General features: G+C 64.8%; 19 protein-coding genes. 2 read left to right on the top strand and 17 right to left on the bottom strand.

Annotation, left to right across the window (positions count from 1 at the left end):
* Window positions 1–23 precede the first annotated feature (23 nt).
* The 8 genes from GGD66_RS20580 to GGD66_RS20545 all read right to left on the bottom strand — a co-directional run bounded on the left by GGD66_RS20580 (window position 24) and on the right by GGD66_RS20545 (window position 8,365).
* A complete protein-coding gene (locus GGD66_RS20580) occupies window positions 24–1,151 on the bottom strand; it encodes a mandelate racemase/muconate lactonizing enzyme family protein (RefSeq protein ID WP_183258823.1) in 1,128 nt (375 codons plus the stop codon).
* A 48-nt stretch (window positions 1,152–1,199) separates the two neighbouring features.
* Window positions 1,200–2,237 carry a tagatose 1,6-diphosphate aldolase gene (locus GGD66_RS20575; protein ID WP_183258822.1) on the bottom strand — a complete coding sequence of 346 codons (1,038 nt, stop codon included), beginning with the start codon at window positions 2,235–2,237 and terminating at the stop codon, window positions 1,200–1,202.
* Window positions 2,234–3,193, bottom strand: coding sequence for a sugar kinase (locus GGD66_RS20570; protein WP_183258821.1), 960 nt, complete (start codon window positions 3,191–3,193; stop codon window positions 2,234–2,236). The genes GGD66_RS20575 and GGD66_RS20570 overlap by 4 nt, the downstream gene beginning before the upstream one ends.
* Complete coding sequence (locus GGD66_RS20565) at window positions 3,190–4,263, bottom strand: ABC transporter ATP-binding protein (RefSeq protein WP_183258820.1); 1,074 nt, start codon at window positions 4,261–4,263, stop codon at window positions 3,190–3,192. The genes GGD66_RS20570 and GGD66_RS20565 overlap by 4 nt, the downstream gene beginning before the upstream one ends.
* 6 nt (window positions 4,264–4,269) lie before the next feature.
* On the bottom strand, window positions 4,270–5,274 hold the full coding sequence (locus GGD66_RS20560) for a zinc-binding dehydrogenase (protein WP_183258819.1): 1,005 nt from the start codon (window positions 5,272–5,274) through the stop codon (window positions 4,270–4,272).
* A 7-nt stretch (window positions 5,275–5,281) separates the two neighbouring features.
* Window positions 5,282–6,109: a carbohydrate ABC transporter permease gene (locus GGD66_RS20555; protein ID WP_183258818.1), complete on the bottom strand. Its 828-nt coding sequence runs from the start codon at window positions 6,107–6,109 to the stop codon at window positions 5,282–5,284.
* 4 nt (window positions 6,110–6,113) lie between these two features.
* Window positions 6,114–7,001, bottom strand: a complete 888-nt coding sequence (locus tag GGD66_RS20550; protein WP_049814758.1) for a carbohydrate ABC transporter permease — start codon at window positions 6,999–7,001, stop codon at window positions 6,114–6,116.
* 62 nt (window positions 7,002–7,063) lie between these two features.
* Entirely contained in the window at window positions 7,064–8,365 is a 1,302-nt protein-coding gene (locus tag GGD66_RS20545; protein WP_092261892.1) for a sugar ABC transporter substrate-binding protein, read from the bottom strand.
* A 168-nt stretch (window positions 8,366–8,533) separates the two neighbouring features.
* Here GGD66_RS20545 and GGD66_RS20540 point away from each other — a divergent pair, with 168 nt between their 5' ends.
* A complete protein-coding gene (locus tag GGD66_RS20540; protein WP_092261891.1) occupies window positions 8,534–9,574 on the top strand; it encodes a LacI family DNA-binding transcriptional regulator in 1,041 nt (346 codons plus the stop codon).
* Window positions 9,575–9,583: 9 nt separating this feature from the next.
* The gene (locus GGD66_RS20535; RefSeq protein WP_092261890.1) at window positions 9,584–10,318 is read left to right on the top strand and encodes an SDR family NAD(P)-dependent oxidoreductase; all 735 of its coding nucleotides are present in this window, start codon (window positions 9,584–9,586) and stop codon (window positions 10,316–10,318) included.
* A 39-nt stretch (window positions 10,319–10,357) separates the two neighbouring features.
* On the opposite strand, the gene GGD66_RS20530 is transcribed toward GGD66_RS20535, so the two are convergent.
* From GGD66_RS20530 to GGD66_RS20490, 9 genes are all read right to left on the bottom strand, one after another.
* A complete protein-coding gene (locus tag GGD66_RS20530; RefSeq protein ID WP_183258817.1) occupies window positions 10,358–11,689 on the bottom strand; it encodes an MFS transporter in 1,332 nt (443 codons plus the stop codon).
* 76 nt (window positions 11,690–11,765) lie between these two features.
* Complete coding sequence (locus GGD66_RS20525) at window positions 11,766–12,572, bottom strand: enoyl-CoA hydratase/isomerase family protein (RefSeq protein ID WP_092261952.1); 807 nt, start codon at window positions 12,570–12,572, stop codon at window positions 11,766–11,768.
* A gap of 29 nt (window positions 12,573–12,601) precedes the next feature.
* Window positions 12,602–14,146: an AMP-binding protein gene (locus GGD66_RS20520; protein WP_183258816.1), complete on the bottom strand. Its 1,545-nt coding sequence runs from the start codon at window positions 14,144–14,146 to the stop codon at window positions 12,602–12,604.
* Window positions 14,139–14,657, bottom strand: coding sequence for a (2Fe-2S)-binding protein (locus GGD66_RS20515; RefSeq protein WP_183258815.1), 519 nt, complete (start codon window positions 14,655–14,657; stop codon window positions 14,139–14,141). The genes GGD66_RS20520 and GGD66_RS20515 overlap by 8 nt, the downstream gene beginning before the upstream one ends.
* On the bottom strand, window positions 14,654–15,469 hold the full coding sequence (locus tag GGD66_RS20510) for a xanthine dehydrogenase family protein subunit M (RefSeq protein ID WP_183258814.1): 816 nt from the start codon (window positions 15,467–15,469) through the stop codon (window positions 14,654–14,656). Before GGD66_RS20510 ends, GGD66_RS20515 begins: the two co-directional genes overlap by 4 nt.
* The gene (locus GGD66_RS20505; protein ID WP_183258813.1) at window positions 15,466–18,474 is read right to left on the bottom strand and encodes a molybdopterin cofactor-binding domain-containing protein; all 3,009 of its coding nucleotides are present in this window, start codon (window positions 18,472–18,474) and stop codon (window positions 15,466–15,468) included. Before GGD66_RS20505 ends, GGD66_RS20510 begins: the two co-directional genes overlap by 4 nt.
* Window positions 18,475–18,603: 129 nt before the next feature.
* Window positions 18,604–19,443, bottom strand: coding sequence for a helix-turn-helix transcriptional regulator (locus GGD66_RS20500; protein WP_183258812.1), 840 nt, complete (start codon window positions 19,441–19,443; stop codon window positions 18,604–18,606).
* Between the two features lie 124 nt (window positions 19,444–19,567).
* Complete coding sequence (locus GGD66_RS20495; protein ID WP_183258811.1) at window positions 19,568–21,001, bottom strand: UbiD family decarboxylase; 1,434 nt, start codon at window positions 20,999–21,001, stop codon at window positions 19,568–19,570.
* A gap of 28 nt (window positions 21,002–21,029) precedes the next feature.
* Window positions 21,030–21,650 carry a UbiX family flavin prenyltransferase gene (locus tag GGD66_RS20490; RefSeq protein ID WP_183258810.1) on the bottom strand — a complete coding sequence of 207 codons (621 nt, stop codon included), beginning with the start codon at window positions 21,648–21,650 and terminating at the stop codon, window positions 21,030–21,032.
* Between the last annotated feature and the right edge of the window lie 152 nt (window positions 21,651–21,802).

The raw sequence follows: 21,802 nt of genomic DNA, 5'->3' as shown, positions 1-21,802 counted from the left end.
GAACACCCCAAACCCGCACTGATCTAGATGCTGCGATAGCGCTCGATAGCTGAGAGATCCGGCACTATTCCGAGCCCCGGGTCGTCACTCAGCTGAACCATGCCTTCACGCACGTCGATCAGGGAGCCGCAAAACAAATCGCGCAGCGGATTATCGTTGGCGTCGACCTCCAGCCAGCCATCTCCTCCGATACCGGCCAGCAGATGAGCCGAGGCAAGCAGTCCGATGCCGCCGCCGAGATAGTGCGGGCAAAACGTCTTGCGCACGTCGAGAATGTCACGCGCCAGCCCGGCACAGACCGTGAGCCCGCCCCATTTCGCGATGTCCGGCTGAACCACGCCGAGCACGTCCTCGGTCAACACCTGCCTGAAGCCTTCGACGCTCGAGATGTTCTCGCCGGCCGCAATCGGCATGTCCGCGCCTGCCCGCAGTCTTTGCCATTCTTCGCGTGGCCGATCGGCGCGGATGGGCTCTTCCAGCCAGCGCAGATCGAACCCGCCGAGCCGCTCCAGCATCTGAAGCGCCTGTTCGACCGACCAGCCCTGATTGGCGTCCGCCGCGAGCATGCCCGCGCCGACGATCTGGCGCAGGGCTGCGAGATTGGCGAGGTCGACGTCGGCGCCGAATCCGACCTTCAGCTTCAACGCGCGATGACCTCGCTCGACTGCGGTTTCGGCCGTCTGCGTGGCGCCGCCGGGATTGATGCCGCTGGCATAGACCTTGATCGTGCTGCCGTGCCCACCGAGCAGCCGCCACAGCGGCAAACGCCGACGGCGCGCCGAGAGGTCCCATAGCGCGAGATCGATGCCCGCGATCGCCTGCGCAAACGGACCGGGTTCGCCGCATTGCAGCGCCAGCACTTCGGTGCCCCCACTCAGGCTCTCGAAGGCTTGAGCCGGACCGTCGAACTTGCGCCCGACGAGACCGGGCGCGAGCACCTCGTTCACGAGCCGTGCGCGATGCTCCGCACCCGGCGCGGGAAAATTCGACCAGGCTTCGCCCCATCCCTCGACGCCATCTTCATCGACGGCACGAATGAAGACAGCGGGGCGGTTGAGCATGCGGCCGAACGACGTCACCACCGGCGTTGCCAACGGATAGCGATAGCAGAACGCTTCGATCGAGCGGATTGTGAAGCTGTCAGACGTCATGTTGCAGATCCTGCGATCGGGATCAGACCACGCGGAACGGCCATCAGCTCAATACGCGCGCGCGAAGTCCCCTTCCCGCTTGATATCAGTAAATACGGGAAAGCGCGCCTTCCACGGCGTTCCCTTGGCCTTTGTCAGCTCGTTGAGCCGTTCGAGCACACCAAGGCCGTCCTTGCGCAGGCTGGCGGCAACCGCCGCGCGGTCCGGGAAATTCTTCAAGACGGCATCGAGCCAGATCGTGCGGCCCGCCAAAAACCCGCCCGCGCCCGCGGCATAGGCAAAGTCGAGCACCCGTTCGAATTTCTCGGGCGCAGCACCGCCGGAGAGCAGCACCCAGGGGATGCTGCGCGCGCGGCAGATGTCGCCAATCGCATCGAACTCCGTCTGCGCGGCTTTCGCCTCGGCGCTGCCATCCCGGGCAGGCAGACTGTTGGCCGCCAGCGGGCTCTCCAGCTTCAGAAGGTCGACGCCATATTCCGGCTTGGCGAACTCGCGCACGCTCTCGATGACCAGACCTGGAAGTTTTCCGGGCGACTCCACGTAGTCGGCGGTGTGATTGGCGCTACCGAGGAACGGATAGACCAGCAGTTCCAGGACGTAGGGAATGTCGTGACGGGCGCAATCCTGCCCGATCTCGCGAACGAACCGCTTCTGATGCTCAATGACCGCAGCATCGGCGTCCGGCCGGTACCACGCCAGCACCTTGACGGCGTCGCCGCCCATGGCGCGGATCTTCTCAACGCTCCAATCGGTGATCGCCCGCGACTTGCGTCCGCCCGACGTCTCATCCACCCGGTGCTCTTCAAGGGTCATGATGAGACCGCAACGCGGCGGCAGAAGATCGATTGCCGCGGGCACCGCGAAATTCGGATCGAACAGCATCGAGCTGCAATGCGGCGCGAGGTTCTCGACGAGCAGACGCTTTGCTGCCGTCACGTCGGAATATTCGACCTGGTCCCGCGTAATCCCCTTTGCTTTCGCAATAGCATCAAACAGCGGCGGCCGCTGATCCAGCGCGACCATGCGAAAATGACCGTCCGCGTCGGCCAGACGCGCCAGGCCGCGGTTCTTTCCAATCGTTCTCATGGCTTCGTCCTCATGAATGCAAGACACTCGTTGATGGTGGGGATTCCGTTGCGTCCGCCTGCTCGGCGGCATTTCATCGCGGCCGCCGCAGCCGAAAATGCCATCGCGTCGCGCACGTCGAGACCGGCGCCGATCGCGAGGGCATAAGCGCCATGGAAGACGTCGCCGGCGCCGGTGGTGTCGACCACATCGACCGCGAAGGCCGCCTGTCGGTGCAGGCAGCCGTTCTCGTACCAGCTCACGCCCTCTTCACCGCGCGTGACGGCGATGATGCGACACCCGAAGCGGGCGAGCGCGGCGAGGGTTTCATCCTTTGCCGAGCCGCCAAAAGCCGTGAGCGCGGGCTCGGAGAAGATTGCATGGTCTGTCAGGGGCAACAGCCGCTCGAACACCTCGGCATCGGCCATGTCGCCGTCGAGCACCGTCGGGATCCCGCGCGCGCGGGCTTCGCGGAACAACGTCGCGGCCCCCTCGACCCAGCGCGGATCCGCCAGCACCGAGGATGCGCGGGCAACGGTCTCCAGCGGCAGCCAGTCGGCTGCTTCCGGATAGAGACCGCGGAAATTGACGATCTGCCGTTCGCCGGAATTGTCGACGATGACACCGGAGACGGACGAGCGGCCGTCCGCAAACAGCCGGAAATTCTCGATGTCGACGCCTTCCGCGGTGAAGGCCGACTTCATCTCGTGCCCGGCAGCATCATTCCCTGCCCGCCCCCAGAACGCGACGGATGCGCCGAGCTTTGCGACCGCAACGCTCGCATTGGCGGCCATGCCGCCGCCGAGCGTGCCGTACTCGACGGCCTTGATCTTCTCGCTTCCACCCGAGAACGGCCGGTCGACGCGCCAGACCTGGTCGAGCGCGGACAACCCGAGACAGATCACGTGCACGGGCCTCGCCTTGGACGCGACGTCCGCCAGCGCCGAGAGATCGCCGATGTTGACCAATGCGCTCACCGCACGACCTGTCCATTTGTGGCATCGAACAGATGCGTCTTGCCGGGCTGCGGTCGCAGATTGATGCGATCGCCGACCTTCGGTCGTAGCGACGGATCGACCCGCGCGATGGATGCCGCGCCGGCGAGATCGAAATGGATCAGCGTGTCCGAGCCGAGCGGCTCAACGAGCTTGACGTTCACTGTAATGCCGTCGGCAGCATCGGTGGCAACGGCAAAATGTTCGGGGCGAATGCCAAGCACAGCGCTGCCGGCATGCCGCAGCCCGTTTGCCGTCTCCTCGCCCAACGGCACCACCGTTCCGCCTTGCGAAAGGATCGCACGCTCCTGTCGCCATTCGACCGGGAAGAAATTCATGGCTGGCGAACCGATGAAGCCGGCGACGAACTGGTTGGCCGGCCGCTCGTAGACCGCCTCGGGCGTGTCGTATTGCTGGATCGTGCCGCTCTGAAGCACCACGATGCGGTCGGCCATGGTCATGGCCTCGATCTGGTCATGCGTCACGAAAACCATGGTGGTCTTGAGCTCCTGCGACAGCGCCTTGATCTCGGCGCGCACCTGCCCTCGCAGCTTGGCGTCGAGATTTGAGAGCGGCTCATCGAACAGGAAGGCTTTTGGATTGCGCACGATCGCACGTCCCATGGCGACACGCTGGCGCTGGCCGCCGGAGAGCTCCTTCGGCTTGCGGTCGAGATACGGCTCGATATGCAGCAGCGCCGCCGCGCGCTTCACCCGCGCGTCGATCTCCGCCTTCGGCGTTCCCCGTAGCTCCAGCGCAAAGGACATGTTGTCGTAAACCCGCATGTGCGGATAGAGCGCGTAATCCTGGAACACCATCGCGATGTCGCGCTGCGCCGCCTGCACGCCGTTGACGCGCGTGTCGCCGATGTAGAGGTCGCCGGAGGAAATGGGCTCGAGACCTGCGATGATCCGGAGCAAGGTCGACTTGCCGCAACCGGACGGGCCGACGAAAACCACGAATTCGTGGTCCGCGATCTCCAGATTGAGATCGGGGATCACAGTGAAATTGCCGTAGCGTTTGGTAAGGTTGCGGATCGAGATCGAGGCCATGATCGCTTAGTCCAGCGCCAGTACAGGCTTGATCAACTCGCCCTTGGCGAAGCGGGCGAAATTCTCGGGCAAAGCGGACAGGCCGAACTCGCCGTCGACGAGAACGCGGTATTCGTCCTTGTACCGGCGCAGCAGTTCGACGTTCGGCTCGAAATCCGAGACCGGGAAGTAGAAGGTCCGGATCATGTAGAAGTCCTTGCGGCGGAACACCTTGCCTTCCTCGATGGTCCAGGGCGCGGCGTTCTCGCCGACCAGCACCAGCGCCCCGCGCGGCAGGACGAGCTCGATGCCGAGATTGCGTGCCGCATGCGCACCAGAGCATTCCACGATGAGGGCGAACCGTTTCGATGTGTCGCCGACCGGATGCGGTTTCGCGCCGAACGATCGGGCGATATTCAAGCGTGCGGCGTTCGGATCGGCCACATGGATGTCATCATAGCCGAGACTGCGGAGTGCCAGCACGACGCCGAGACCGACAGGCCCCGCTCCCATCACGAGGACCGCACCTGCCTCGTCCGGCGGCACGACACGACTGACGAACCGAACGCCGTGGCCGGAGGTGCCGATGGTGTCGAGCAAGAGCGGCGCGAGGCTGTCCTCGATATCGTCGGGCACCGGCAGCAGGCAGTTTTCCGGCACCGGCACGTATTCGGCATAGCCGCCCGGCCTGTTCCAGCCGATCAGGCTCGAGACCTCCAGGCACATCTGGGTGTCGCCGCGTTTGCAGGCCGCACAGTGGTCGCAGTGCAGCGGGATATAGACGGCGCAGCGGCGGCCATGCAGGCGGTGGCCGGGCTGCTCGACCACGCCAAAAATCTCGTGACCGGCGGTGAACTCGGCGCCCTTGTGCCAGAGCTTGAAGTCGGAGCCGCACAGCGCGGTGCGCGAGACCCGCACCAGCACCTCGCTTGCCCCAACGTCGGGCATCCGCACCGGCTCGATGGTGATGCGTTCGTGACCATGGAACACCGCCGCCTGCATGATCGCGTTCGGACGAGGCATTTCGTTCATCAGATACCTAACCTTTCACCGCGCCGAGCGTCAGCCCGGACACCAGCCAACGCTGAACCAGAGCCGCCAGCACCAGCGGCGGCAATGCGATCAGCGTCGCCGCGGCCATCAGGGCGCCCCATTGCGTCGAGCCCTCGCCGATGAAATTGAAGGCGGCCGCGATCAGAGTCTTGGTGTCGCCATTGGAGAGCACCAGCGCAAACAGGAAGTAGTTCCACGAGAATACGAAGGCGAGTATGGCCGAGACGGCGATGCCGGACGCCACCAGCGGCAGCGCGATGCGCCAGAGGATGCGGGTGACCCCGCATCCATCGACCTGCGCCGCCTCGAACACGCTGCGTGGAATGGCATCGAACGACGGCAGCAGCACCCAGATCACGATCGGGAGTGTGATCACCGCGTGGCTGAGGATCAGCGCCGTGTACGACCCGATCATGCCGACCTGCCGGAACATGACGTACCACGGCAGCAGGAATAGCGTTCCCGGTGCCATGCGCGCCGCGAGCGTCAGGATCGCCGGCCACGAAATACGCGTCCAGGAGACGGCAAACGCGGCAGGGATTCCGAACAGGAGCCCAAGCGCGGTCGAGCCGACGGTGACGATCAGGCTGTTGAGGGCGTAGCTCAGGAACGGCGTCGTCTTGGTCAGCTCGACATAATTGTCCAGCGTCGGCGTGAAAATCAGTGTCGGCGGATAGGCCGTCACCTCGAAGGACGGCTTGAAGGAGGACAGCACCATCCAGACCGTTGGCGTCATGATGATCACGCCGGCCAGCACGAGCTGCACCAGGTTGAGCCAGCGTATCCAGCGGTCGGTGCTGACTGCGTCGGTCATGAGATCACCACGCTACCGCGCCGCGCAGGCGGTTGAAGGCGAGCACGGCGCCGAACACGATCGCGGTCAGCGTCAGCATCAACGCGCTGGCATAGCCGATGTTGAAAAACTCGAAGCCGACCCGGAAGCCGTAGATATTGAGCGTATTCGAGGCGTTGCCGGGGCCGCCCTGGGTCGTGATGTAGATGATGTCGAAGAAGCGCAGGAGATCGACGCTGCGCAGGATGGCTGCAGTGACGATGGTCGGCAGCAGCAGCGGCAGCGTGATGCGCTGGAAGGTCTTGAACGCAGATGCGCCATCGATCTGCGCGGCCTCGTAGACGCTCGGCGGCAGAGATTGCAGGCCGCCGAGCACGATCAAGGCGACGTACGGCGTCCATTGCCAGCTATCGATCAGCGCGACCGTCGGAATGACCCATGTCGGCGACGCCAGCCAGTCCGATGGCGGCAAGCCGAGCGATTGCAGGATGTAATTGGCCGCGCCCAGCGACGGATCGAGAATCACGAGCCACATCATGCCGGCGACCACCGGCGGCATCATGAAGGGCGAGATGAACAGCGAGCGCACGATCCCAGGAAGGCGCTTGGCATGAAACAGCACCAACGCAAGCCAGACGCCGAAGACGAGCTGCAGCACCAGCGAGAGCACGAACAATGCAATGGTGATCCACAACCCATGCCAGAACTCGACGTCGGAGATCAGCTTGGTGTAATTGGCAAGGCCGGCAAAGGACTGCTTGCCGGTCGAAGAGAAAGTCTGGAAGCCGAGCCAGATCGTATAGACGACCGGAAATGCGATCATCGCGACCGTGAAGATCACGGCCGGTGCCGAGAGCGCCGCCATTTCCAGCTTCTGCCGGTCCTGCGTGAGTGTCGCAGCCGTATCAGACATGTATTCCTGTCCTCGATCGAGTTAGGTGCCGGCCGGCGCGGACACCAGCCGGCACCAGGCGGTCAGTTCAGCGCGATCAGCGCGTCCAGCGCCTTGTCGGCGTCCGCACAAGCCTGATCGACGGTCTTCTGCTTCAGGATCAAATCCTGCACCGCCTGACCAATGAACTCGCGCGATTGCGGATTGGCGACGATGGGATAGCCGACTTCGGACGAGCCCTTGGTGGCGAGCACATCGAGCGCGGCCTGCCATTCCTTGCGCACCGGCTCCTCGTCGATCCATTTGCGATATTCGGGATCCTTGGCGACGGACGGACGCGGCGGGGCAATGCCCTGCAGGGCCATCTTCTTCTGCACCTCGGGGCTCGTCGCCCACTGCACGAAGTACCAGGCCGCATCGGGCTGCTTGCTGTGCGAGGACACCGCCATGCCCCAGCCGATCGTGGTCGGCACCTGGCCGGCCTCGCCCGCCGGGAACGGCAACAGGCCGGTGTCCTTCAGGCGCGCGCCGCCTTCCATCACCGTGCGCAATTCATTCGAGGATTCGAACGCCATCGCCGCGCGGCCGCCGCGATACAGCGCCGAAATCTGCTGGAAGCTATAATTGACGACGCCGGGCGGTCCGAAGTCGCGCAGCAACCGGCTATAGGTGTCGAGCGCCTCCTTGCCCTTGGCCGAGCACAGGCTCGACTTGCCGCTCGCGATATACGTGCCGCCGATATTGTGCAGCATGTTGCTGAAGGTGTAGGCGATCGCAGGCTTGAGGCCACGCGAGACGAACGGCGTCACCGTGCTGTCGCAGGTCTTGATCTTCTCGGCGGCGGCCTCGACGTCCTTGATGGTCTTCGGCGCCTCGAGGCCACACTTCTTGAAGATATCGGTGCGGTAATAGAAAATCGGGCCCTCGATGTTCATTGGCATGCTGGTCAGCTTGCCGCCGAACGTCGCGGCCTTCAGCAAGGCCTGGCTCAACCCCGCCGGATCGTAGTCCTTGGCGACCTCGTTCTTGGCCATCGCGGTGAGATCGCCGTACCAGCCGGCAGCGGCGAATTGCTCGCCTTCGCGCGAGGGCAGCGTCATGAACACATCAACCTCGTCGCTGTTCGCATTCATGACGGTGACCAGACGCTGGCGCATCTGCTGTTCCTGATAGCCGTCGACCTTGAGGGTCATGCCGGTCAGCTTCTCGAAATCGGCCTTATAGGTGAGCAGCGCCTGCGAAACCGGATTGTTGTTGGCGAGAAAGGTGACGGTCTTGCCCTTGAACTTCATCCAGTCGAAATCGGCTGCGCGCGCCTGCGCGCTGACGGCGGCAATCGCAAGAACGGGCAACGCGACGCGCGTCGCGAGCATCCTGACTTTCATCGAACTCTCCTCCCGCTGGCCGCATTATGCTGTCGGCACTTTCTGAAAACGGTTACATCCTAAGCGCCAACGCACCTCTGTCAAGCGATAGACAATCGATCCTTTGTGCGGCATTATCGCAATTATTCTGCTTACCTCGCTCGTGAGACGATATTGTAACGTTACATTATGAACGCACCGTCCGCCAAATTGACGAAGCAAGGCATCCGCGCCGTCGCGGCACGAGCCGGCGTGTCGACGGCATCGGTCTCGCGTGCGCTCAACAATCCCGATGCGGTGAGCCCGTCCCTGCGCGCGCGCATCGCGCAGGCAATCGAAGCCGTCGGTTACATCCCGCATGCGCCGGCCCGCATTCTGTCATCGCGGCGATCGCGTACGCTTGGCGCGATCGTGCCGACGATCGACAACACGATGTTCGCGCGCGGCATCGCCTCGCTGCAAAAATACCTCTCCTCGGTGGGTTACATGCTGTTTCTCACCACGAGCGGATACGATCTCGACGTCGAGCTGCAACAGGCCCGCAACCTGATCGGCCGCGGCGTCGATGGCCTCGTGCTGCGGGGCGACTGCCATCACGAGGGGTTGCGCAAGCTACTCGCGGACAATGCGGTGCCTTTCATCAATGTCGGGATCTATCAGCCCGACCGGCCCTACCCTTGCGTCGGCACGAACAACGAGGCCGCCGCCCATCGGGCGGCCGAGCATGTTATCGAGCTCGGCCATCGCCGGATCGGAATCGTTTCCGCGCTTCAGCGCAACAACGACCGCGCCGGCGCCCGCGTCGCCGGCTTTCGCCGCGCGCTCGCGGAGAACTGCCTGGAGCTGCCTCCGGAATGGCATGTCGAGGTGCCCTATACCCTGGACGACGCGCGCGAGGCGGCCCGCCATCTCCTCAACCTCAAGAATCGCCCGACGGCCGTGGTCTGCGGCAACGACGTCATTGCCTATGGCGTCCTGTTGGAAGCGGAGCGCAGCGGCTTTTCGGTGCCGCGTGATCTGTCGGTCGTCGGCTTCGACGACCTCGACTGGAGCCGCCATTTGCGACCGAGCCTGACGACGATCCAGGTCCCAACCGACGAGACCTGGCAGCGGGCCGGAGAATACCTGGTGCGCAGCCTCGCCGGCGAGCAGACCATCATGCATCGCGAGATCGACTTCTCGCTGGTGGTCCGGGAATCGACGGCTCCGCCTCCTGCAATCCCGAAGTGAGATCCTCCGATGAGTGCCAGCTTTTCTCTCACCCCCGGCTTTCATGCCGTCGTGATCGGTGGCGCCGGCGACATCGGCGCCGCGATCAGCAACCAGTTCTGCGACCTCGGGGCGACGGTGACCGCCACAGGCGTCAATGACGCCGATCTCGCACGCTCCCTGCTCAAGCCGCGCGCCGGACTTGCGCTCACGACGCTCGATGTCACGAGCGATGAAGCCGTCGGGTCACTCGCCGGGCAGCACCAACGCGTCGACGCGTTGATCAATTGTGCCGGCATCCTGGCGCGGGACAAGGAATACGAAATCGAGACCTTCATGAAAGTGCTCGACGTCAATCTCACGGGCACGTTCCGGACCTGCATGGCGTTCCGCTCGCAGCTGGCGAAGATGAAAGGATCGATCGTCAACATCGCCTCGATGAATGCAACTCTGGCTCTGCCGCGGATTCCTGCCTATTGCGCCAGCAAGGGCGGCGTCGTGATGCTGACCAAGGCGCTGGCCCTGGCGTGGGCCGAAGACGGCATCCGCGTCAACGCCGTTGCGCCCGGCTATGTCGAAACCGCGATCAATGCAGCCGGCCGCACCGACCGCGCCCATTATCAGCGCATCGCCGACCGCACCGCGTTCAAGCGCTGGGGCCAGCCCGAGGACATCGCCGGTGCCGTCGCCTTCCTCTGCATGCCGGCCTCGCAATACGCGACCGGAACGGTGGTCGCGGTGGATGGCGGGTTTCTTGCGGGGTAGTGGCTGGCGCGGCCGCAGGTGCAGCCGCGCCGATCCAGCTCAGCGGAAGTTGCCCTTGGTTTCGGGGATCACGATCGCGCCGATCAAATAGATCACGAACACGCCGACTGCGAAGGAGGCCAGCGACATCGGAATCTCCGCGGGGCTGCCGCTTACCAGCGAAACGAACGTCGGCATCATACCGCCCAGCGCAAAGCCGATGTTCCATGACAGGCCGGTGCCGCTGGCGCGGAGCGCCGTGGGGAAACGCTCGTTCAGGAAGATCAGCACCGGCGCATAGCCGGCATTGCCGATGAACGCGATGGCAAGCGCAAGAAGCGTGATCTGCGTGGTGTCCTTGGTCGCGGCGAGGTTCAGATAGCACAGCGGCAACAGCACCGCCGCCAGGACGCCGATCAGCAGGAACGTCTTCTTGCGGCCGATGAGATCGCTCAGCGCGCCGACCAGCACCGCGGCGAAGAACGCCGAGACGCTGGCGCCCATCAGGATCAGCGAGGAGGTCTGGTTCGGAACCGCGTTGATGACTTTCAGGAAGCTCGGCAGGTACCCCGACGTCAGATAATAACCGGCGCCGCCGCCGAAGGTAATGAGCAGGTTGATCAGCAGGACGCCGCGATACTCGCGGGATAATACGTCCTTAACTGGCGCCTTCGAGACCTTCGCCTGCTTGTTGCCCTGCTGGCGCTTGAGCTCCTTGAAGTAGGGAGATTCTTCAAGATTACGGAAGATGAACCAGCCGAGCAGCGAGCTCAGCAGACCCGAGAAGAACATGAAGCGCCAGCCCCAGACGGCAAAGGCATCTCCGGGGAATACCGAGGACGTGATCAGGAAGATGAAGGACGCCAGCAGCGCGCCAATGCCGGCGCCGCCGCCGCCGACCAGGCCCGACATCGCGCCGCGCCAATGCGGCGGCACCGATTCCGTACCGATCGTGTGGGTCGAGGCTACGACACCACCGACGAACACGCCCTGCACCAGGCGTAGGATCAGGAACACGATGGGAGCGATCACGCCGACCTGCGCAATGGTCGGCAGCAAGCCGAACGCGGCCGTGCTGATGCCGACGCCGATGATGGCGATCAGCATCGCCTGCTTGCGGCCGTGCACGTCGGCGTAGTGCCCGAACACCGCCGAACCGAGCGGTCGCATCAGCAGCGTAACGGCGAACGAACCGTAGACCGCGGCGAGCGACAGCGCCGCATTGCTCGACGGGAAGAACAGCGCGCCAACCACCGGCGCCACATAGAGCAGAATGAACAAATCGAACAGGTCGAGTGCCCATCCGAGCACTGATGCGATGATCGCATTGACCATCTGCTTGTTATCCGTCGATGCCCGTGCACCGGCGACCGGCATATCCATCTCAGCCATTTTGTTTTACCCTCCCCGTTTGAATAGGGCCGCGATCCGCGCCATTGCGAACCGCGGCAGCTTGTTGCGTCGCGTATCAGCGACCGGCGAATTTCGGCGGACGCTTGGCGTTGAAGGCCTCGACGCCTTCCCTGAAATCTTCCGACTGGCGCAGACGGCTGTAGCAATGGCCTTCGAGCTCGATGGCGATGGCTAGCGTCGAATCCTCGGTGTCGTTCAGGAGTTTCTTGGCGGTGCGCTGCGCCAGCGGCGAGAAGCTGCGGAGCTCGTCGACGAGCTTGTCCGTCGCCTTCTCCAGTTCGGAATCGGGCACGCATTCGGTGGCGATGCCCCACTCCAGCGCCTGCTTCGCCGAGATGCGCTTGGAGCGCATCACGATGTCCTTGGTGCGGGTGATGCCGACCATCTTCTGCAGCCGCGCCGACCCGCCGGAGCCCGGGATCTGGCCGAGCTTCTGTTCGGGCAGCGCGTACTGCGTGGTCTCCGAGGCGATACGGAAATCGCAGGCCAGCGACAGCTCGAAGCCAACGCCGAAACAATAGCCGCGATTGGCGACGATGACAGGCTTCGCGCAACGCGCCGGCGCGGCGATGTTCCAGGCGAGCTTGGAGACGTGCTCGGGGCTCGCTTCCATGAAGCCTCCGATATTGCCGCCGCTCGAGAAATGCTCGCCCTCTCCGCGCAGCACGATGATGCGCACGCGCGGATCCTCATCGAGAGTCTCGAAGGTCAGTCGGAGCTGGTCGCGCTGCGGCATCGCCACGACGTTGTAGGGCGGACGTCCCAGGATGATGTCCGCGCGCTCATGCGCCTCATCGATCTCGACCTTGAACCCATCGAGCTTGGCGAGCCGAGGATCGGCAAAAGTATAGGGTGACGGCATTTTCGCTTCCTTCTGTTGATGCGTGACGATCAAGCGGCGTCCGATGGCGGCCGGCGCTCGGTCTCGTATTCTCCGGCGACGAGCAGGCGCCGCAGCAGCTTGCCGACCGGCGATTTCGGAATCGCGTCGACGAAGACGTAGCGGCGCGGCCGCTTGAAATTGGCGAGGCCCGAGGTGCGGCAGAACTTCTCCAGCTCGATCTCGGAAACGTTGCGATTGCGCTTGACGAAGGCGGCGACGACCTTGCCCCATTTTTCGTCGGCGACGCCAACCACCGCGACCTCGTCGACGGCCGGGTGCAGCGACAGGCAGCTCTCGATCTCGACCGGCGAGACGTTCTCGCCGCCGGTGATGATCATGTCGTCGACGCGGCCCGTGACGAACAGGTCGCCGTCCGGATCGACGAAGCCGGTGTCGCCGGTGAAATACCAGCCCTCGCGCAGCGACTTGGCGTCGGCCTCGGGGCGGCGCCAGTAGCCCTCAAAGGCTTCGTCGCCCGCGAGCGTGGCGATGATCTCGCCCTCCTCGCCCACCGCGGCAAGCTCCGTCACCGAACGCGCGCCGATGCGCACGACCTTGACGTGCTGGTTCAGCCCGGCCTTGCCCGCCGAGCCGGGTTTTGCCGTAGCGTTCTGATCGATCGTGAAGGTGTAGATCTCGGAACTGCCGTAATGATTGACAAACAGCTCCGGCCTGAAGGCCTCGTTCAGCTTCTTCAGCAGGCCATCCGTCATCGAGGCGCCGGCAAAGCCGAGCTTGCGCACGCTGGAGACATTGGTCCGGGCAAAGGCCTCGTGATGGACGAGATCGTGATAGAGCGTCGGCACCAAATAAAGATTGGTGATCCCTTCTCGCTCGATCAGCTCCAGCGCCTGGCGGCTGTCATAGCGCGGCAGGCAGATGAAGCTGCCGCCGATCAGCGACATCGCGAGCAACGAGCGGACGCCCATGGTGTGGTAGAGCGGCATCACGCCGAGCGTGCGCTCGCCGCGGCCGTAGAGATTTTGCGCGACATGGGCGATCGCCGCGGCACGCTCGGCGCGATGACGCCGCGGCACTCCCTTCGGCCGCGAGGTCGTGCCCGATGTGTAGAGCATGATCGACCAGGCATCAGGGCCGACGCACGGCTCGGCGTCGGGCGCGCTGCCCCTGATCAGATCGGCAAAGCCGACCGCCTCGCCTGTGCCCGGATCGACCGACACGCGTAGCAGCCGGCCGGCAAGCGCCGAACCCTGCACCGCCTTAGCGGAGACATCCTGGTAGAAAACCGCGCGGGCTTCGGCGTTCTCGATGCAGAAGTCCAGCTCGTCGGCCTTGGCTCGCCAGTTGATCGGCGTGATTAAGAGTCCTGCGAACTGGCAGGCCCAATGCAGCGTCGCGGCCTCCCAGCGGTTTTGCAGCAGCGTGACGACGTGGTCGCCGGGCTTGAGGCCCAGGCGGCCGAAGGATGCGACCAAAGCAGAGATCTTGTCGTACCATTGCCGGTAGGTCAGGCGGAGATCGCCATCGACCAGCGCGATGGCGCGCGGATCGCGCGCGGCGCTGGCCATGAAGCTGCTGGCGAGATCAAGCATCTGACGTCTCTTTTTTCGATGAAGCGAGCTGGGCGGCGGCTTCGAGGGCCGCCTGGATGATCGGCGTGTAGCCGGTGCAGCGGCACAGATGCCCGCTGAGAAGATCGCGAATCTCCGCCTCGGTCGGCGCCGGGTTCCTGGCGAGATAATGATCGAGCGACATCAGGATGCCGGCGGTGCAGAAGCCGCACTGGAGCGCGTGGTGACGGCGGAAGGCCTGTTGCAGCACGCCGAGGCGATCGGCCGCGGGTGCAAGCCCTTCAACCGTCTTGATCTCGCAGCCGTCGACCTGCGCTGCCAGGGTGAGGCAGGAACGGGTCAGCATGCCGTCGACGACGACCGTGCAGGCGCCGCAGACGCCGTGCTCGCAGCCGACATGGGTGCCGGTGGCGCCCAACTGGTGGCGCAGGAAATCGGACAGTAGCGTCCGAGGTTCGGCTTCCCCCGCGACGGGCTCGCCATTCAGCGAGGCGTGGATGGGATGGCGGGCGTCGGATTTGAAACGGGTCATCGCAGAACCTCGCCGATCAGATCGCGGCCGATCATGCGCACGAGGTCGTGGCGATAGCGCGCGGTGGCATGGACGTCGTCGCGGGCGCCGAGCTCGTAGGCAAAGGCGTTGAGGGCATCGTCGACCGCGCTGCCCTCGAGTCGCGGCCAGTCCCGCGCGGTCGGGACGTCCGCAACGCCACCGACCGCGAGGCGGACGCCGGATGGCGTCTTCATCGCGGCGCAGGCCACGATGGCAAAATCGCCGTGCCGGCGTGCGACCTCGCGGAACGCGAAGCGAGATCCATTGATGACCGGAAGCGAGATGCCTTCGATCAGCTCGTCGTCGCTGCGCGCCGTCAGCATCATGCCGGCGAAGAAATCCTTGGCCGCGACGCGGCGACGGCGCCTGGCACTGCGCAAAAGCACCTCGCCGCCGAGCGCGACCAGCGCGAGCGGCATCTCGGCGCTGGGGTCGGCATGCGCGAGCGAGCCGCAGATGGTGCCGCGGCTGCGGGTCTGCATGTGACCGACGCAGGGCAGCGCCAGCGCCACCAGCGGCAATGCCTCGGCCAGATCCGGCCAGGCCAGCAGATCGGCCTGGCGCACGCCGGCACCGATGACGACGGCATCAGTTTTCCGCTCGATCTTGCGGAGCTCCGGGATCCGCATGATGTCGATCAGAAGCTTCGGCTTGGCCAGGCGCATGTTGAGCATCGCCATCAGCGACTGTCCGCCGGCGAGCACACGGGCATCGCCGCCTTGTTGCGCCAGCCCGTCGAGGACTTCGCCGACGGTCTCGGCGCGGAGATAGTCAAATGCGGGCGGCTTCATCGGCGCCCCCCGAACCGGCCGGCGACCTTCGCCAGCAGAGCCAACAGCGAGAAGCCGCCCGAGGCGCCACCGCCGCCGGCCCTGCGGGCAAGCGCTGCGAAGAACTGGCCGATGATCACCCGCGTCGCGCCGTCGAGCAGCCGGCCGCCGATGCTTGCGATCTTGCCGCCGATCGCGGCGTCATAGCTGTAGGTCAGCTTCGTCCCGCCGCTGCCGTCGGGCGCGAGCGTGACGCGCCCCTCAGCGCTGCCGAAGCCGAGCGCGCCGGTGGCGCCGCCGCGCAAGGTGACCGCGCGCGGCGGATCGAGATCGAACAGCTCCACGTCGGCGCGATAGCGCCCGGTGACAGGGCCGATGCCGAGCGTGACATCCGCGCGGAAATGCGTATCGGTGATCTTGTCGACGCGCTGGCAGCCGGGAATGATCGATTGGAGCGTGGCGGGATCCAGCAGCATGGCCCAAACCTGCCCGGGCGTCCCCCTCACCGAGGCCTGCCCTTCGCCGCGGAGCCGCCGATCTCCTTCGCGCGCAGGTGCCGCGGCCACGCCATCCGCGGGAGGCGGCGGCTCGGCGCCGCGCACCAGCTCGGCAAGCCGGGCGGGCACCAGAGGCAACGTGATGTCGGCAACGCCGAGCGCATCCGCGACCGCATTGGCAAGGCAGACCGGCGTCGACATGCAATTCCCTTCGCCGACGCCTTTCGCGCCGAGTGGCGTAAACGGCGACGGCGTCTCCATGTGGAAGATCTCGGGCTCCGGCACCTCGGTGGTGGTCGGCAGCAGGTAGTCCGCGAGCGTTCCCGTGAGGAAACTCCCGTCCTCGGCGTAGGCATATTCCTCGTAGAGCGCGGCACCGAGCGCCTGCGCGAAGCCGCCTCGGATCTGGCCATTGACCATGCCGGGATGCAGGATAGTGCCGCAATCGTGCATGGTGACGTAGCGGTCGATCCGCGTCTGCAGAGTAATGCGGTCGATCTCGACGCCGCAGAAGTCGAAGATGAAGCCATGGCACAGCGAGGAGTTGATGCGGTCGTCCTCGCCGGGCGGCGTCAGCTCCGGCGGTGTCCAGAACACGGTCTCACGGATGGTCTGGCCGGCATCGTCAGGCAGCGATCCCGGCGACCAATGACTGAGCGCTGCGACGCGCGAGAACGCGATCCGGTTCTCCGGATTGTGTTTTGAGGCCACGAAACCTTTCGCGAACACGATGTCCGCGGCCTCGACGTTCAGCTGGCTGGCAGCAATACGGGCGAGACGGCCGGCGACGCGCTCGGCCGCTATCTTGGCGGTGCCCGCCACCGCCGCAGCAAAACGGCTGGCATAGTTGCCCGACGCGATCGACCAGGCGTCCTTGGCAGTGTCGATCTCGGTGTTGACGCGGATGTCTTTCGGCTCAAGGCCGAAGACGTCGGCAACCACCTGCGACAGCACGGTGCGATGGCCCTGCCCCTGCGGCACGGAGGCGACGTGAACGGTGACGCTGCCGACCGGATCGAGGCCGACAGTGGCGGTCGCCTGCGCCCCGTTCTTCGGCCCGGCCTTGCGGCGCTCGGCGGCAGTCAGCACCGTTGTGATGTAACCCATATTGGAGACGCTGGGCTCCACCACCGCCGTGAAACCGATCCCGTAGAGACGCCCCTCTGCCCGCGCAGCGTCGCGCCGCGCCTTCAGTTCCGCGAGCCTGCCCTGCTCGACCGCGCGCGCGATCGCATCCTGGTAGTTGCCGGAATCGAGCAACGCGCCGGTTGCGGTACGATAGGGAAAGGCACCTGCCTCGATCAGATTGCGCTTGATGACATCGAGCGGATCGAGACCGAGTCCGATCGCGATGCGCTGCACCAGGCGTTCCAGCGCGAAATAGACCTGCGGCCCGCCAAAGCCGCGGTTGAGGCCGGTCGGTGTCTTGTTGGTGACCACGACGCGGTTGCGAATTCTGACGTGGTTGATGTCGTAGGCCCCCGTCATGTTGCCGTGCATGCGGTAAAGCGTGGCGGGCTCGGGCGCGCGCAGATGCGCGCCGCAATCCTCGACCTGGTCCCAGTCGAGCGCGAGAATCTTGCCGTCGGCCGCAACCGCCGCGGCCAATGTCGTCGCGCGGTTGGTCGCTGACACCGACGCGGTGAGATGCTCGAGCCGATCCTCGATCCACTTCACCGGCCGGCCCGTGACGCGCGCAGCAGCCGCGATCAGAACGATGTACGGAAACACGCCCTGCTTGACGCCAAAGCTGCCGCCGGAATCCGGCGGCGTGCGCAGCCGCAGCCGATTGCCCGGCACCTTCAGTGCACGCGCAATCACGGTGTGAATGCTGAACGGCCCCTGAAAATTCGCGAGAACCTCAAAGGCTTCCTCGCCGGCATCATGCGAGGCGACGACGCCATAAGTCTCGATCGGCGTGCAGGAGTTGCGGGGATAGCGGATGTCGATGGAGAAGCGATGCGGCGCATCCGCAAACGCTTTTTCAGGATCGCCGTAGCGGAACGCGCGGTCGCTGGCGAGATTGCCGGGAAAACCGTCGTGCAGGACCGGTGCACCCGGTGCTATCGCCCCGAGCGGGTCGACTGTGGCCGCTCGCGGGCGATACGCGACATTGATGAGTTCGGCTGCATCTTCAGCACGGGCACGATCAGTCGCCACGATCACGGCGACCGGTTCGCCGACATAGCGCACACGCTCGACCGCGATCGGCCAGCACTCGACCGGCGCCTTCACGCCGACGACGAGACTTGTGGTGACCGCCTTGATCTGCTCGCCGGTCAGGACCGCGGCAACGCCCGGCAGCCGCCTGGCCGCTTCAACGTCGATCGAAACAATATCGGCGTGGGCGTGCGGCGAGCGCAGGATCGTCGCATGCAGCGTGCCGGGCTGGACGCCGAGATCGTCGATGAAGCGGCCGCGACCGCTGAGCAGCGCGGCATCCTCGACGCGCTCGATTGAACGCCCGACCCACGGCTTGTCGCCACCCTGATCAACCGAATTTGCGGATTGAACCGCGGCCTGCACCATGTCCCGGCATACCTCCCGACGCGTTCTCTGACGCGACGGCGACGTTTGTCAGGACAAGAGGCGCGAGGGCCATACCGCCCGCTCTCACGACTTACCAAATCGTCTCATTCGAGAGCGTGCAGCGCAATATCAGCCCGCGAGGCGCGAGACGTTGCGAAACTCGCGCGGGCTGACACCGGCATGATCGCGGAAGAAGCGCGTAAAATGCGCAGGCTCCGGAAAACCAAAGCGCTCGCTGAGCTCGCCGAGCGGCGTGTCCTCGCGCATCACCGCGTCGAGCGCGCGCTCCATACGGACGACGTTGAGGTAAAGCTTTGGCGAAACGCCGAGCGAGGTCTCGAACAGGCGGAAGAACTGCGCGCGCGACAGGCCCGCGCCCTTCACGAACTGATCGACGTTGGCATAGGAATCGTTCACGCGCATCGCGTCCATCGCGCGGCGGATCCGCCAGTCGCAGCTCACCGCGGTCATGCCGCGGATCGAGGTCGGAAAGCTGCGCCAGGGCGTGAAGCGCTCGATCACCGCGATCATGAGGTCCGAAAGGGTCTGCTCGTGGGTTCGCACCGCATCGGGATTCGCCATCATTTCGGCCGCAAGATGCAGCGTGAGTTGCCGAATGCGCGGCGAGACTTCGCCCGAGGGCCGCTCGAAAAAGCCCGGCGCGCCACTCGCGGCCCATCCGGGCCGGAACTCCTTCAGCCATTCCGGCTCGATATAGAGCGCCATGATGAGCGTGCGCGGGCGATTGACGTCATGCACATAGGCATGCGGCTTCCAGCCGTCGACCAGAACGGCGGCCGTGTCCGTCAGCGGCGTGACTTGGTCGCCGACCAGAAACTGGGTGTCGGCGCCCTCGACCTTGAGCAGGACGTGGCAGTGATGATGAGCGTGGCGGACCAGCGAACGGTCCATGTCGAGCAGAGCGACCCTGCCGAAAGCGCCATGAGCGATGCGCAGGGCCGTCGACATCAGTTTCTTCCTCCCGGCGTTGCGCCGCAAAATGGTTGCCTTGCTGGTGCGGCACTATAGGCCGCCCCAGCTACATATTCCAACGGCGCAAACGGACGCAAGCCGCTTCCGGGCGGCAACCCGCTCACATCCGCGCCTCCGCAAGAAGGCGCGCGACCGCAGCGCCCGGATCGGCCTGCAGGGCTGTCGTCAAGTCGACGTCCTCCTCGCCCTTGACGCGGATGCGCTTGAAGGCGAGCTCGGACGCCCTGACCGGCGCGGTCGCGTCGAGGCCCATCTTGGCGCCGATACCGTCATCCGTGGTCGGATCAAGTTTTGAGCCGAGCGCGCCGGCGACGACCATGAGATCGCGGTCGGCCTGGAAGCGCGTCGCCACCGCCCATTCGATCTCCTCGGAGGAAGAGATATCGACATCCTTGTCGACCACAACCACTTGCTTGATGTCGTAATGCGCGCCGAAGGCGCACATCATGACGTTCTTCGGCTCGCCGTCATTGGTCTTGTCCATCTTGATCGCGAGATGGTAGCGGCAGGTGCCGCCGCGCGTGAGGCGAACATCGAGCACGGTCGGGAAGCTGCGGCGCAGATGCTGGAGCAGCGTCGCTTCGCGCGGCACGCCGCCGAGGATCAGGTGCTCGAAACCGCCGCCGACGATGGTGTGGAAGATCGGCTTTGCGCGATGCGTGATGGCATCGACTTCGATCACCTCGCGATTGGCGCGCGGGCCGTAATATTGCGGGAATTCACCGAACGGACCCTCCGGCTCGCGTACGCCTTGCAGAATCCGTCCTTCAATCACGATCTCCGCATGGGCGGGCACGCGAACCGAATTGGTGCGACATTTGACGACGTCCACGGGCGAGCCGAGCAGCGCGCCCGCAATCGCCATCTCGTCCTCGTCAAGCGCAGCAATCGCCTGCGAAGCCAGCAGCAGCGCCGGATGCGCGCCGATGACGATGGCGATCTCCAGCGCCTGGCCCAGCTCCTCCGCGAGACGATAGTAAGAGAAGGTATGCCGCGGCAGCAGCAGAACGCCGATACGATTCCTGCTGCTGACCTGACAACGATGAATCGAAACGTTCTGAACGCCGGTCCTCGGATTGCGGGCGATCAGCAGGCCGGCCGTAATATAGGGACCGCTATCGCGTTCATTGTGCTTCGGCACTGGAAGCTGTCGGAGCAGATCGACGTCGTCGTGAACGACCTCTTGCACTGGACCGTCGGGAACCTCGCGGGTCGGCAGCGGATTGCTTGCGGCAGCAAGGAATCGTGGCAGCAACTGGTCCTCGGTGACGCCGATGGAATCGGCGACCCAATCACGGCCGGCAAACAGGTTGGCGATGACGGGGATCTCGTGCCCGTCGGGGCGCGGGAACAGCACCGCGCTGTCGCGCTCCAGCCGCTTGGCGATGGCGGCGAGTTCATCGGTCAGCGCAATGGCCTCGCGGGCAATCGCGAGCTTGCCGCGCTCGGCGAGGTAAGCGAGCCAGGCACGCAGATCGGCCGGTGCGTTCGTGCTCTTCGCCGAATTTTGCCTCGCCGAATTTTGCATTCGCATATGAGCTATCTCTCCTCGGGCGTTCGGGTCAGGGCGCGATCTTGCGTAGCGACCGCGAGCGGCGCTTGAGCGCTTCGTCCTCGCCCCAGCGGCGCACCACGCCGATATCGATATCGAAGAGGTCGAGCACCCGGCCGACGGTGTGCTCGACCATGTCGTCGAGATTCTCGGGTTTTGCGTAGAAGGCGGGCACAGGTGGCGCGATGATCGCGCCCATCTCTGATAGGGCCGTCATCGTCCTGAGATGCCCGGAGTGCAGCGGGGTCTCGCGCACCATCAGCACCAGGCGCCGGCGCTCCTTGAGCACAACATCGGCGGCGCGGGTCAAAAGCGTCGTGGTGACGCCCGAGGCGATCTCGGACATCGAGCGCATCGAGCACGGCGCCACGATCATGCCGGCGGTACGGAACGAGCCGCTCGAGATTGCCGAAGCCATGTCGTCGATCGCATGGCTGACATTGGCGAGCTCCCTCACCTCCGCGATCTTCAGGTCGGTCTCGTAGGCAAAGGTCTGCTCGGCCGTCTTCGACATCACCAGGTGAGTCTCGACGCCAGCATTGCGCAGGAGTTGCAGCAGGCGCACGCCATAGGTGACGCCCGAGGCGCCGGAAATGCCGATGATCATCCGCTTGGGCGCTGCGTGCTGCATATGTCTGATTTCGCTCCCGTAGGCACGTACCCTCGAAGTCACGTGGCCGGCCGCAAAACTAGGCAATCTCTGCCATCACAACAAATAATGATTGATTATATCATTCATCATCAGAGATGATGGATCGCGAGCGAGTTGGCGAACGAAGGACT

This window comes from Bradyrhizobium sp. CIR48, from assembly GCF_014198315.1.
Lineage (GTDB): Bacteria > Pseudomonadota > Alphaproteobacteria > Rhizobiales > Xanthobacteraceae > Bradyrhizobium.
The sequence above is the reverse complement of the archived record's forward strand: the minus strand, read 5'-3'. Positions and strand labels throughout refer to the sequence as shown.